Genomic DNA, 12,937 nt, shown 5'->3' on the forward strand with positions numbered 1-12,937 from the left:
GAGAAATAAAATGAGTTATCAAAAATTAACCCGTGATCAAATTGCTGAACGTGTTGCACAAGATATTCCTGATGGTGCTTATGTCAACCTTGGCATTGGTTTACCGACCAAGATCTCGAGTTACTTACCTTCTGATAAAGATGTCTTTTTACATTCTGAAAATGGTTTATTGGCCTTTGGTCCACCCCCTGCGGAAGAAGACCGTGACCCTGAGTTAATTAACGCGGGTAAAGAGTTTGTAACCCTGCTAGAAGGCGGAGCTTTCTTCCATCATGGTGATTCATTTGCCATGATGCGTGGTGGTCATTTAGACATCGCAGTCTTGGGTGCTTTCCAAGTCGCTGAAAATGGTGATCTTGCAAACTGGCATACCGGTGCACCTGATGCCATCCCTGCTGTGGGTGGTGCAATGGACTTAGCCGTAGGTGCGAAAAAAGTCTTTATTACCACCGATCATGTCACTAAAAAAGGCGAGCCTAAAATCGTTGCTGAGCTGACTTATCCTGCGACAGGTTTGAAATGTGTGGACCGCATTTATACGGACCTTTGTGTGATTGATGTGACGGCAGATGGCATGAAAGTCATTGAGAAAGTTGAAGGCTTATCTTTTGAAGAACTTCAATCGATGACGGGTGCCAAACTCATTGATGCGACTCAAGGCTAATTTATCAATCCTCCCTAAATCCCTCCTTTATTAAAGGAGGGACTATCCATCCAATTAATTTAAGCGGGTGGACTCCTCCCTTTTTCAAAGGGAGGTCGGGAGGGATTCAAAGATTTAGGACATAAATAAATGAAAAACGCATACATCATTGATGCCATCCGTACGCCTTTTGGTCGTTATGCCGGTGGTTTAGCGCCTGTCCGTGCGGATGACTTAGGTGCAGTGCCATTAAAAGCCTTAATGGAACGTAACCCTTCTGTGGATTGGAATGTCGTCGATGACGTTTTATTTGGCTGTGCCAACCAAGCCGGTGAAGATAATCGTAACGTCGGTCGTATGTCGGCGCTTTTAGCAGGTATTCCTTATACAGTACCTGCAACCACAGTCAACCGTTTATGTGGTTCATCACTCGATACCGTAGCAATGGCCGCGCGTGCCATTAAAGCTGGTGAAGCTGACGTGATTGTGGCAGGTGGTGTTGAATCTATGTCACGTGCCCCATTTGTGATGGGTAAATCTGAGAGTGCATTTGGTCGTAGTCAAAAGATTGAAGACACCACCATGGGCTGGCGTTTTATCAACCCGAAGCTTAAAGAAATGTATGGTGTTGAAACCATGCCGCAAACGGCTGAAAACGTGGCTGAACAGTTCAACATTAGCCGCGCTGATCAAGACCAATTTGCTTTAACCAGCCAACAACGTACGGCTGCAGCGCAAGCACGTGGTTTCTTTGATCAAGAAATCGTGCCTGTGACTATTCCACAGCGTAAAGGTGATGCGGTTGTGGTGGCAAAAGATGAACATCCACGTGCATCAACCACTTTAGAAGCCTTAACCAAGTTAAAACCTGTTGTAAAAGCAGACGGTACAGTAACCGCAGGTAATGCATCAGGCATTAACGATGGTGCGGCAGCGATTCTGATTGCGTCTGATGCAGCTGTTGAAAAATATGATTTAAAACCTCGTGCCAAAGTAATTGGTGCAACCACTGTTGGGGTTGAACCTCGCATTATGGGCTTTGGTCCTGCACCTGCGATTAAAAAACTGTTAGCACAAACAGGTTTAACACTAGAGCAAATGGATGTGATTGAGCTGAACGAAGCGTTTGCAGCACAAGCATTGGCGTGTACACGTGACCTAGGTTTAGCCGACGATGATGCGCGTGTAAACCCAAATGGTGGTGCAATTGCACTGGGTCATCCATTGGGTGCATCAGGTGCGCGTTTGGTGACGACTGCCCTCAACCAACTTGAAGCAACTGGTGGCAAATATGCATTGTGCTCTATGTGTATCGGTGTGGGTCAAGGCATCGCTTTAATTATTGAAAAAGTTTAACAGCAATTTTTGGAAAGACGCTTTATGGTGAAAAACATGATGAAGCGTAATAGGGATAAGTTATGAGTCAGTTATATGCAAGTTTGTTTTATCAGAATGATGTAAATATCATATTTAGTGATGAAGCACTCGTTAAATATATGTTGCGTGCAGAGGTTGCACTGGCTCAAGCTCAAGCTGAAGTTGGTGTTATTCCCTTAATTGCTGCTGAAACGATTCAACGTGTTGCAGCACAAGAAATTCATTCCATTATTAATTTTGATCATTTGGCACAGTCCAGTGGTCTCGCTGGCAATATTGCAATTCCATTCGTAAAGCAATTCACTGCTGCTGTAAAAAAAATCAATGAAGATGCTTCCCGTTATGTGCATTGGGGTGCGACCAGCCAAGATATCATTGATACGGCCTTTATGCTGCAAGCTCAAGATGCGTTACAGCTGATCGAAAAGCAACTTATCCAGGCTATTCAGGCAACTAAAAAACTGACGATTCAATACCGTGATCAGGTGATGATCGGACGTACATGGTTGCAACAAGGTTTACCGCTTACCTTTGGACATAAAACAGCACGGTGGCTCTCTAGTTTAGATCGAGATTTAAAGCGTGTTCAGCAGTTACAGCAACATGTCTTAACAGCGCAGTTAGGTGGTGCGGTAGGTACTTTAGCTTCATTAACTGAATATGGTTCGGCTGTAGTGAGTAGCTACGCACAAAAACTTGGTTTAAATACACCCGTATGTACATGGCATGGGGAGCGAGATCGTGTAGCCGAAATTGCACATGTACTTGCAACGATTACAGGAAACTTGGGCAAGATGGCCCGTGACTGGTCACTCATGATGCAAACAGAAATTGCAGAAGTGTTTGAACCGAGTGGTGCTGGGCGTGGAGGGTCATCGACGATGCCTCATAAGCGTAATCCTGTTGCAGCTGCTTCAATTCTAGCCGCTGCAAATCGCGTCCCTGCATTAATGTCAAGTATCTACCAAAGCTTAGTACAAGAACATGAACGAAGTTTAGGTGCATGGCATGCTGAATGGCTAGCGTTACCAGAGTTATTTCAACTGACGGCGGGTAGTTTAAGTAGAGCAATCGATGTATTTACGGGATTAGAAGTAGATCCTGAAAATATGTTCAGAAATTTAGAGTGCACGCAAGGATTAATCATGGCTGAAGCACTGATGATGTCACTCGCACCTCAGATGGGTCGATTGAATGCACATCATCTTGTGGAAGCTGCTTGTAAGCAAGCAGTTGCCGAACAACGACACTTACTCGATGTTGTACAAAATAATCCAGAAATATTAGCTATTTTTGATCTAGATCAACTCCGTCAGATTTTTAATCCGCAACATTATCTAGGAAATACTCAAGCACAAATAGATGCGGTACTAGAGAGCGTTCAAGGAAGTACACCATAATGACATTAATCAATAATCGTAATGGTCAGCAGCTTGCGGTCTATCGTTTTGGTGACGATACAAAACCAAGCATCATTTTTTCAAACTCACTGGGCACTGATCATGGCATGTGGCAAGCCCAAATTGATTATTTTTCCAAAGATTATGATGTGATTTGCTACGACACACGTGGTCATGGAAGAAGTAGTGTCATTGAAAATACCACAATCATTGATTTAGCCAATGATGTCCTTGATGTACTCAATCATTTCTCTATAGAAAAAGCGCATTTTTGTGGTATCTCCATGGGGGGAGTTACTGGGATTCAATTAGGCATAATTGCACCAGAGCGTTTTAACTCTATTACCATTGCAAATTCAGCAGCAAAAATTGGAAATGCCGAGGCATGGTTGAGTCGTGCAGATGCGGTTGAACAAAATGGTTTGGCTGATATCGTCAGTACTACACATACGCGTTGGTTTAGTGAACAGTTTGATTATTTACACGATGTGACAGCTCAAAAAACCATTCAGAGTTTGTCTGTCACTCAGCCTAAAGGCTATGCAGCCTCTTGTCGTGCTTTAGCTCAGACGGATTTACGCAATCAACTTGGAAAAATTATTGTGCCTTGTTTGGCATTATGTGGCGGCTTAGATCCTGTGACCACAGTGAATGATGGTGAGTTTTTAAAACAACATATACCTGACTGTCAACTTGCAGTCATAGATGCATCGCATTTATCCAATATTGAGCGACCAGTTGAATTTAACCAAGCATTGCTTGCTTTTATTCAGTCTTAAGCACATCTGAACATCAAATAATTTCAATTTTAAAGAGGAACAACCTCATGAATGATGAAGAACGTTATAAGCAGGGGCTAGAAGTCCGTACTGAAGTCTTGGGTGAAGCCCATGTCGGGCGTTCACTTGAAAATTTAAATGAATTTAATGCTGATTTTCAAAACTTCATTAGTCGTTTTGCATGGGGTGAGGTTTGGTCACGACCAGGATTGCCAAGACATACACGTAGTTTGGTGACGATTGGAATCTTACTTGCATTGGGGCGTGAAGCAGAGCTCAGAATGCATATTCGTGCTTGTTTCAACAATGGCGTTACTAAAGATGATCTTAAAGAATTATTTTTGCATGCGTCTTTATATGCAGGACTTCCTGCAGCCAATGCTGCAATGCATATGGCAGAAGAAGTATTTGCAGAGTTAGGCATTTCGCCTGAGAAAATTAAATAAACGGACGATATTTTAAATTGAATAAGGAGAGATTCATGTCTCAAATTCTGATGGGTGCTTATGCACAGCGAAATACAGATGATCATCCACCAGCATATGCACCGGGATATAAAACCAGTGTATTACGTTCCCCGAAAAATGCACTGATTTCGATTGCGCAAACATTAACCGAGGTTACTGCACCTCACTTTAGCGCAGACTTATTGGGTCCTAAAGACAATGATTTAATTTTAAATTATGCAAAAGATGGTTTACCTGTTGGTGAACGCGTCATTATTCATGGTTATTTACGTGATCAATTTGGTCGTCCTGTTAAAAATGCTTTGATTGAAGTATGGCAAGCGAATGCCTCAGGACGTTATCGCCATCCAAATGATCAGTATGTGGGAGCTATGGACCCTAACTTTGGTGGTTGCGGTCGAATGCTCACAGATGAAAATGGATTCTTCATTTTTAGAACGATAAAACCAGGACCTTATCCGTGGCGTAACCGTATCAATGAGTGGCGTCCAGCACATATCCATTTTTCTGTGATGGCAGATGGCTGGGCACAGCGTTTGATTTCCCAGTTTTATTTTGAAGGCGATACATTAATTGATAGCTGTCCAATTTTAAAAACTGTTCCTTCAGAACAACAGCGAAGAGCTTTAATTGCGCTCGAAGACAAGAGCAACTTTATTGAAGCAGATAGTCGTTGCTATCGTTTTGACATTACTTTACGTGGTCGTCGTGCGACATATTTTGAAAATGATTTGACTTGATAGGGAGCATCAGGATGAATGGCTGGAAATTTGAAGAATTACATGAAACACCATCTCAAACAGGTGGTCCATATGTCCATATTGGATTAATGCCTAATCAAGCTGGTATAGAAGTATTTGAGCATAGCTTCAATAATCAAATGGTGAAAGATGGCACTCAAGGTGAACGTATTCGCCTCGAAGGGCAAGTTTTTGACGGTTTGGGTTTACCACTTCGCGATGTACTCGTAGAAATTTGGCAAGCTGATGCCAATGGTGTTTATCCAAGTCAGCAGGATACGCAAGGGAAGCAGCCAGATCCAAACTTTTTAGGTTGGGGTAGAGCGGGTGCGGATTTTGACACTGGTTTTTGGAGCTTCGATACGATCAAACCAGGTGCTGTTCCTGGACGTAAGGGTTCACAGCAAGCACCACATATCGCGCTGGTTATTTTTGCGCGTGGTATCAATTTAGGTTTACATACTCGAGTTTACTTCGAGGATGAAGCTGAAGCGAATGCGAAAGACCCAATTTTGAATGGTATTGAGTGGGCGCCACGTCGTCAAACACTCATTGCTAAGCGTGAAGAGCGTGATGGTCAGATCGTTTATCGTTTCGATATTCGTATTCAAGGTGAAAATGAAACTGTATTCTTTGATATTTAAACTTTGAACAAGAAATTAAAAAGGTCAGTGATTTCACTGACCTTTTGTTGTTTCTATCAATAGATTTTGATGAAACAACTTATCTTAACAATACAAAGTTATATATTCGTGAGCATAAATTATTGAGGCTCTTTTTGTAAAACGACATATGGTGTATTTACTACGGATTTTTGTTTTAACTTATAGATGATGAAAATGGCAATAGCTGCTAAAACAAATGCAAAACCAAAATTTCCGTACAATTCTAAAGGCGAGTTCCCTAGGTCTAAAAAGTATCCCGCAATGATTGGAGAGAAAATACCACCAAAACGACCAACACCAGTTGCAATCCCCACGCCTGTTGATCGTACATCTGCCTCATAGAGCTGTGTAGAAATGGCATAGATTCCAGCTAAACAGCCATTAATAAAGAATCCTAGCGTTGTGGCAACGATGATTAATATATTTAAATTATCTGTATTGTTCACAAACAATAAAATACATACGTACGTGAGGATTAAAAAGGCAATTTGATTGATGTATACGCTGACTTTAGAACTAAGAACACCAATGATAAAACTACCTAAAATACCACCCACGCTGATCATCATGGCAGTTTTAATAGATAATGAGTTATCTAGACCAGAACTATTGAGAATTTTAGGTGTCCAGCCCATCACGAAATAAAAACCAAAAAGAATAAAGAATATAGAAACCCATAATACAAGGGATTTAACTAAATACTTGTGGTTAAATATTTCTACGTAAGAAGACTTTTGATTTTCTACATATGCTTTGGGGAGTGTGAGAATTGGTTTTTTATGCATTTTAGAGAAAATTTGATTCAATTTTTCCAAAGCATGTTTTGGTTGTTTTAGTAATAAATAATCGATCGATTCTGGTAAAAATTTCAATGAGCAAAGAAAAGCAAATGTAGTAACGAATCCACCAATTAGAAATACTTGTCTCCAACCGATACTTTCTAAGCTATATACAGCAAGTAGTGCTCCGCTAATTGCTCCAATCCCATAACCGGCAGATAATATCCCAACACTAAAACTTTTATATTTAGTCGGAGAATATTCACTGGCCAAAATCATAGCACTGATTTGAACACCACCAATACCAACACCAGTGAAAAATCTGCACAGAACCAATTGCTTAAAATCGGTGGCAAATGCAGATGCAAACATGCTCAAACCACAGATTAATAGACAAAGGTTAATTAAATTACGTCTGCCGATTTTATCTGCGAGAGGTGCAAGTAAAAATGAACAGACGGTCATACCAATTAAACCAGCACTAATTAAAGTTCCTATATTAGTACCAGTTAATGAAAACTCATTGGCAACTGAACTTGCCAAATAAGCCATTATCATGAAATCGAATCCATCGATAATGTATAAAATAAAACAGAAAAAAACGACGAATTTTTGATATGAACTTATTTTGCCATTATCGACACAATCCTTTAATTTTAAGATATCCATTCTTTTTTAATCCTTATAGAACCATAAATGCAGCACTGGTTTTTGCCACTAACTTTCCATGCTGCCAAGCTTCACTTTGAATGCTTAAAATTTTACGTCCTTCTTTAATGAACCACGCTTTTGCTAATACTTCACCAACTTCACATGGTCTGAAGAAATCAATTGTTAAATTAATTGTGGCAGCTGGTTTTTCTGTTTGATTTAAGGCGGCTAAAATACCCATTGCATCATCAAGCATGGCACAGATCATGCCTCCTTCAACACTTCCCCTAGGATTAGTAAAACTTTCAAGAGCAATATATTGAACTGAAATTTCTCGCTTTTCCTTGTTCCACTGAAGTTGATGACCACCCAACAAATGATGAATAGGGGGCAGATTAGATAAAACTTGTTCTTCCATTGAAAAGTACTCCTTTAATATTTATTTCACTGCAAATGCATCATAGATCACGGCTTTTCCGAGACGCATTGCACTTCCAACTGCAATTGTCTGATTTAGCCATGCATATTTTTCTGAGCTAGTTTCAAACTGCATGGTTAACTTGAAGTAATATTGAGTGGGATTAACATCTTCGCCACGACTTAATTGTTCTAGTACTTGTGGTGAAGCATGGCGATAACCTTTAGTTTGTAAATAAATCAGAGCACCATCATCAGTTTCTAATAAATAGCGCGTATCTATATATGCCAAACCTTTGCTATCGACCTTTTGCCAATCTGCACCATTGTTAAGAATACGCCCCTTCAAACTTGGTCCAGAAAAAGTTCCTCCAGTGATTGGGATAATGCGTCTTTGCCCTAAATCTGAAGTTTTACCGAGTTCCCAAACTGGGGCTGTGAGTTCAACATTGAATGTCGCAAGGGGTTCAAGTTTTATGGGTTGTGGTGAATATTGGGTATTTGCCAAACTTAATGTAGTGGTGGTATAGACCAATAAGCCGATTAAATATTTCATACTTATTATCCTTAGAGAGGGTAGGGTTCCTCAGTAAAGAACCCTTTTGTTATTATTTAAATTTCCACGTGTAATCAATATTGATACGAGTTTCATTGGCTGGCTTAATATTGGCGGTAATCGGCATATCATTATCGTAGATCGCGTAACGCGCGCGTAAACCTAAATTTTTTAGTGGGCCATTTTGAACTATGTAAGCTAGATCAAAATCCAATTCATCTTCCGAAAAATCTGTACCACCCAACTGTGGTGCGTAAATATTGCTACCATGGGTATAGCGGGTCATAAAACGAAGACCTGGGATATAGTCTTTAAAATCGTATTCATAACGCAGGCTATAAACACGCTCTTTCGCATTCAAAAACTCACCAGTCCAAGTATCAATTGCTAGTCCAGTTTCTCCTCCAGTTAAGTACGGAAAAGCAGTATCTCCAAAGTGGTGAAATGTAGAAAAGATAAACTTATGGTTTTGGTGTTGAAGTTCTGAATGGCTATGAAGTAAATTATTGTCAACTAAACCCGCTTTAGCAGTCCCATCTTCATCGCTAATGTAGTAACGCAACTGTGTTGTAAAAGTGGATTGATTTGAGATTGGATATTTATAGGTTATGCCTAACAACGATTGGCGATATAAGTCGTTAACATCCATATGAAATGCAGTCAACCGCAATGGATTATGAGTCAAGTCATAATGTCCACCTAAGTAATACAAATAATCTGTTTCTTCAGAAATATAACGACCATTTACTCCAGAGATCTTTATAGCTTCATAATTTGTAGAATCACGTTGATTGACTTCATCAATATAGGATGCTTGGAGATCCAGACCTTGAATATCTTTAGATTGAACTGCAACACCTCGATACGTTTGAGGTAAAAGTCGTGCTGGAGAGCCGACTAAAACAGGAGTCATGGGTTGAAGAGTCCCTATACGTACCTCGGTTTCAGAAACTTTAGCTTTTAAAGTGACTCCAACTTCACCATATTGATCTGCAGGCTCATTGGTTGCCAAGGAACGAATTAAGTTTCCTGTACCTCCATATTTAGCATCAGCATCCAGTTTAAAACCTGCGGTCGCTAATAGATCTAAACCAAAACCAATCGTTCCATCGGTGAATCCAGATTGCGCTTTAAAGATAAATCCTTGTGTCCAGTCTCTTAATGCGGGGTATCTATTCTCAACTTTAAAGTCACGGTCAAAGTAGAAGTTACGTGCAGTTAATTCGACTTTACTTTGGTCGATAAAATTATTTGCAAATACTGGAGCGGTACATAATAGAAGTGGTGTGATCCATAATTTTTTCATCTTTATTTCATCCTGAAATAGTATTAATACATAGAGGTAATCTTTGTGTTATTTTCCTAAAAGTTCTCTTGCAACGATTTCTTTCATAATTTCATTGGTTCCCCCATAAATTTTTTGAACACGTGCATCGACATAAAATCGAGATATTGGATATTCCCGCATGTATCCATATCCCCCGAACAATTGCAGAAGTTGATCAATGACTTCACATTGGGTATCAGTGATGAAGCATTTCAATGCCGCAACTTCGCTTACATCCAATACTCCCTGTTGATAAAGCGACTTACATTTTTCGACAAAGGCTTCGGCTGCTAGAGTTTTAATTTTGGCTTGAGCGATTACAAAACGAGTATTTTGAAATTGTGCAATTGATTGTCCAAAAGCTTTACGTTCGAGGACATATTCTTGAGTAATTTCTAAAGCACCTTGCAAAGCGCCTAATGCCATGAGAGAAATACTCAAACGCTCACGTGGAAGTTCTTGCATGAGATAGCTAAAGCCTTGACCTTCCTGACCTAATAATTGGTCTTTAGGAACTCTGACTTGGTCAAAAAATAATTCGGCAGTGTCTTGAGATTGAAGTCCAATTTTTTTTAGACCACGACCTTTTTTTACTCCATCTAAATGAGCATCCACCAATAAAATCGAAATACCTTTAGCTCTTGCTTGAGGATCAGTTTTAGCAACTAAAACTATGAGATCTGCATGTTGACCATTCGATATAAACGTTTTTGAGCCATTTACCACATAATGATCGCCATCTAATAAGGCTTGAGTGCGGATGGCTTGTAGGTCTGAACCTGCATTGGCTTCAGTCATTGCAATAGCTGTAACAACTTCACCGGATACCATTTTAGGTAACCAATATTGTTTTTGATCTTCACTTCCAATATTCTGGATATAGGGTGAAACAAGTTCACTCTGACCACCGATTGCAACGGCTAACGCAGAGAAGCCCGCTCGAGCCGTTTCTTGAACGATCATTTGTGAATAATATATCGGTGCGCCGTAACCTCCATATTGTTCAGGCACATCGACGCATAAAAATCCATTTTGTCCAAGTTGATCCCAAACTTGTCGAGGCATGAGTCCTTGCTCTTCCCATGACTCATAATATGGGGCGACAAACTCTGCTAGGAAGCGTCGATAATTGTCCCGAAACAGCTCAAAATCACTATCTTTCTGCATAGCGTTATCCTAATTTTAAATGCAACTGTCTAAGCAGCGTTTGACTAAACGCTGCTGAATAAAAAAGTTGAGTTAATTTCTAAGGGTTGGAATGCGAATAATGAGAGGATTATTAATGTTTTTTTCGTATAACTCTTCCACCATTGCTATGCGACGTTTCAAGATACCACTTTGATTGAGATTGCCTTTATCAGTGGTTTCTCCTGCATCAAGAAGTGGAGGTTCAATCATGAGGTAAAGCATTGAAACAGTATTTGAACTACCTGTCGCATCTTTGTTGAAATCAATTAAAAACTGCTTGAACCATTGTTGAACTTTAGGGTGTAGAAGCACCTCTTTAGCACCAACTAGACTTAAATCTAATCCTGCATACTCAGCGCAATCTGCAATTTTGGGAAATATTAAAAATCCAATCGCACTTAAATTAGAACCGGTAATACAAACATCTTGAATAAGTCGATTACCTGTAATGAGAACTTTATTGCGTAATGTTCCAACATTGACAAAGGTACCTGTATTCAACTTAAAATCTTCAGCTATACGGCCATCATACATGAGTCCCTGACTCGGATCGGATGGATCCACTAACTTCACAGCATCTCCGGTGCGATAAAAGCCTTCATCATCAAAGATGTCAGCTTGTTGTGCCATAGGTAGACGCCAGTAATGTTTCATGACATTTTTACCACGAACACAAAACTCAAGTTTGTCACCATAAGGAACTAATTTCACTTCACAACCTGGAGCTGGATATCCAATGAACCCAGCCATTACTTTGGGACCAGTTGTAAACACACATGATGGTGCAGTCTCAGTCATCCCCAAACCGCTCATGATACGAATACGTTCTCCACAGTGTGACTGCGCGATTTGGTCAAGTCTGTTCCAACCAGCTTCTGATAGTGCAGCACCAGCAAAAAACAAAATTTTAACTCGACTAAAAAATTTTTCACGTAACTCAGCATCTTGTTCAAGTGCTACGGTTATTTCTTCCCATCCTTTAGGAACGTTTAAATACACAGTAGGTGCAATTTCCTTAAGATTCCTGATGGTTTCTTCCATCTTTCCTGGAACTGGCTTGCCGTCATCAATATAAATTGTGCCGCCGTTATATAGTGCGATTCCTACATTATGACTGCCACCAAAAGTATGATGCCATGCTAACCAATCAACTAATACTGGGGGGGTCTCTTCAAACTCAGGGAAGGTCTGAAGCAGCATCTGTTGATTGGTACATAGCATTAGATGCGTTGTAGGTACCGCTTTCGGCATTTTAGTTGAGCCAGATGTAAATAGAAATTTTGCTATTTGATGTTCATCAATGGTCTCATAATGAACTTTAATATCACTAATTTCAGAGCAGAGGAGTGAAGAGAAAGCAAGGCAATTTTTCTCACCAAATTTTCCAGAATTCGTAACGATCACAATATCATCTGTATCACAGCAATGTTCAATCGCTTTAGCAAAAGCTTGACCATCATTAGCAAAAACCAAACCTGGTGTTAGAACATCAAACACATGTTTGAGCTTGCCAAAATCTTTAGAAATAAGTGAATAGGCAGGAGAAATTGCGGAGAATGGAATCCCTGCAAGCATTGCTCCCATTGACAAAGTAAGATGCTCTAGATCATTTCCAGATAGAATGACAATAGGACGTTCAATTGAAAGATGTGAATATTGTTTCAAACTTTGTGCAATACGCCATGCTCGATCTAATGTTTCTGCGTATGTAAGCTTAATCCATTCATCATCATGACCACGTTTTGCTGCGAATACACGATCGGGATGTGTTTGAGCATATTGAATTAAACGGTCAGTAATTTTTTGTGGGTATGGTTTAAGTTGTTCTTTTGGGGAAATATACAAAGTGCCATTTTTAGATTGAAACTCAATCTCGTGACTGCCTAATTTAACAAATCGCTCAGGATATTTATGCGTATGAACCGTCATATTCGACATTGTTTTCACT

13 protein-coding genes are annotated in these 12,937 nt (G+C 40.0%); 7 read left to right on the plus strand and 6 right to left on the minus strand.

Going from position 1 to position 12,937, the window contains the following annotated elements; genetic code table 11:
- Positions 1–10: 10 nt before the first annotated feature.
- The 7 genes from AC1M9I_RS02070 (at position 11) to pcaG (ending at position 6,050) form a co-directional block, all read left to right on the plus strand.
- Positions 11–664: a 3-oxoacid CoA-transferase subunit B gene (locus AC1M9I_RS02070; protein WP_481610613.1), complete on the plus strand. Its 654-nt coding sequence runs from the start codon at positions 11–13 to the stop codon at positions 662–664.
- 129 nt (positions 665–793) lie between these two features.
- The gene (gene pcaF, locus AC1M9I_RS02075) at positions 794–1,999 is read left to right on the plus strand and encodes a 3-oxoadipyl-CoA thiolase (protein ID WP_481610614.1); all 1,206 of its coding nucleotides are present in this window, start codon (positions 794–796) and stop codon (positions 1,997–1,999) included.
- Between the two features lie 62 nt (positions 2,000–2,061).
- A complete protein-coding gene (gene pcaB, locus AC1M9I_RS02080) occupies positions 2,062–3,420 on the plus strand; it encodes a 3-carboxy-cis,cis-muconate cycloisomerase (protein WP_481593935.1) in 1,359 nt (452 codons plus the stop codon).
- On the plus strand, positions 3,417–4,199 hold the full coding sequence (gene pcaD / locus AC1M9I_RS02085) for a 3-oxoadipate enol-lactonase (RefSeq protein ID WP_171076801.1): 783 nt from the start codon (positions 3,417–3,419) through the stop codon (positions 4,197–4,199). Before pcaB ends, pcaD begins: the two co-directional genes overlap by 4 nt.
- 47 nt (positions 4,200–4,246) lie before the next feature.
- Positions 4,247–4,645 carry a 4-carboxymuconolactone decarboxylase gene (gene pcaC, locus AC1M9I_RS02090; RefSeq protein WP_035269644.1) on the plus strand — a complete coding sequence of 133 codons (399 nt, stop codon included), beginning with the start codon at positions 4,247–4,249 and terminating at the stop codon, positions 4,643–4,645.
- A 35-nt stretch (positions 4,646–4,680) separates the two neighbouring features.
- Positions 4,681–5,406 carry a protocatechuate 3,4-dioxygenase subunit beta gene (pcaH, locus tag AC1M9I_RS02095; RefSeq protein ID WP_092766916.1) on the plus strand — a complete coding sequence of 242 codons (726 nt, stop codon included), beginning with the start codon at positions 4,681–4,683 and terminating at the stop codon, positions 5,404–5,406.
- Between the two features lie 14 nt (positions 5,407–5,420).
- Positions 5,421–6,050, plus strand: a complete 630-nt coding sequence (pcaG, locus tag AC1M9I_RS02100; RefSeq protein WP_092766915.1) for a protocatechuate 3,4-dioxygenase subunit alpha — start codon at positions 5,421–5,423, stop codon at positions 6,048–6,050.
- A 119-nt stretch (positions 6,051–6,169) separates the two neighbouring features.
- On the opposite strand, the gene AC1M9I_RS02105 is transcribed toward pcaG, so the two are convergent.
- The 6 genes from AC1M9I_RS02105 to AC1M9I_RS02130 all read right to left on the minus strand — a co-directional run bounded on the left by AC1M9I_RS02105 (position 6,170) and on the right by AC1M9I_RS02130 (position 12,927).
- Positions 6,170–7,519 (minus strand): MFS transporter, encoded by a 1,350-nt coding sequence (locus tag AC1M9I_RS02105; protein WP_481593934.1) that lies wholly within the window; start codon positions 7,517–7,519, stop codon positions 6,170–6,172.
- Positions 7,520–7,532: 13 nt separating this feature from the next.
- The gene (locus AC1M9I_RS02110) at positions 7,533–7,919 is read right to left on the minus strand and encodes a PaaI family thioesterase (RefSeq protein ID WP_481593933.1); all 387 of its coding nucleotides are present in this window, start codon (positions 7,917–7,919) and stop codon (positions 7,533–7,535) included.
- Between the two features lie 21 nt (positions 7,920–7,940).
- A complete protein-coding gene (locus tag AC1M9I_RS02115; RefSeq protein WP_481593932.1) occupies positions 7,941–8,474 on the minus strand; it encodes a DUF3237 domain-containing protein in 534 nt (177 codons plus the stop codon).
- Between the two features lie 52 nt (positions 8,475–8,526).
- Positions 8,527–9,780, minus strand: a complete 1,254-nt coding sequence (locus tag AC1M9I_RS02120; RefSeq protein WP_481593931.1) for an OprD family outer membrane porin — start codon at positions 9,778–9,780, stop codon at positions 8,527–8,529.
- 48 nt (positions 9,781–9,828) lie between these two features.
- Entirely contained in the window at positions 9,829–10,968 is a 1,140-nt protein-coding gene (locus tag AC1M9I_RS02125) for an acyl-CoA dehydrogenase family protein (protein ID WP_035270077.1), read from the minus strand.
- A gap of 72 nt (positions 10,969–11,040) precedes the next feature.
- The gene (locus AC1M9I_RS02130; RefSeq protein ID WP_481593929.1) at positions 11,041–12,927 is read right to left on the minus strand and encodes a feruloyl-CoA synthase; all 1,887 of its coding nucleotides are present in this window, start codon (positions 12,925–12,927) and stop codon (positions 11,041–11,043) included.
- Between the last annotated feature and the right edge of the window lie 10 nt (positions 12,928–12,937).

It is taken from the genome of Acinetobacter sp. ANC_7553, from assembly GCF_056779895.1.

What these genes read in the sequence shown, in the direction of transcription:
- AC1M9I_RS02070 (WP_481610613.1), top strand. Translation starts at nt 11, where the DNA reads ATGAGTTATCAAAAATTAACCCGTGATCAAATTGCTGAACGTGTTGCA.
- pcaF (WP_481610614.1), top strand. Translation starts at nt 794, where the DNA reads ATGAAAAACGCATACATCATTGATGCCATCCGTACGCCTTTTGGTCGT.
- pcaB (WP_481593935.1), top strand. Translation starts at nt 2,062, where the DNA reads ATGAGTCAGTTATATGCAAGTTTGTTTTATCAGAATGATGTAAATATC.
- pcaC (WP_035269644.1), top strand. Translation starts at nt 4,247, where the DNA reads ATGAATGATGAAGAACGTTATAAGCAGGGGCTAGAAGTCCGTACTGAA.
- pcaH (WP_092766916.1), top strand. Translation starts at nt 4,681, where the DNA reads ATGTCTCAAATTCTGATGGGTGCTTATGCACAGCGAAATACAGATGAT.
- pcaG (WP_092766915.1), top strand. Translation starts at nt 5,421, where the DNA reads ATGAATGGCTGGAAATTTGAAGAATTACATGAAACACCATCTCAAACA.
- AC1M9I_RS02105 (WP_481593934.1), bottom strand. Translation starts at nt 7,519, where the DNA reads ATGGATATCTTAAAATTAAAGGATTGTGTCGATAATGGCAAAATAAGT.
- AC1M9I_RS02110 (WP_481593933.1), bottom strand. Translation starts at nt 7,919, where the DNA reads ATGGAAGAACAAGTTTTATCTAATCTGCCCCCTATTCATCATTTGTTG.
- AC1M9I_RS02115 (WP_481593932.1), bottom strand. Translation starts at nt 8,474, where the DNA reads ATGAAATATTTAATCGGCTTATTGGTCTATACCACCACTACATTAAGT.
- AC1M9I_RS02120 (WP_481593931.1), bottom strand. Translation starts at nt 9,780, where the DNA reads ATGAAAAAATTATGGATCACACCACTTCTATTATGTACCGCTCCAGTA.
- AC1M9I_RS02125 (WP_035270077.1), bottom strand. Translation starts at nt 10,968, where the DNA reads ATGCAGAAAGATAGTGATTTTGAGCTGTTTCGGGACAATTATCGACGC.
- AC1M9I_RS02130 (WP_481593929.1), bottom strand. Translation starts at nt 12,927, where the DNA reads ATGTCGAATATGACGGTTCATACGCATAAATATCCTGAGCGATTTGTT.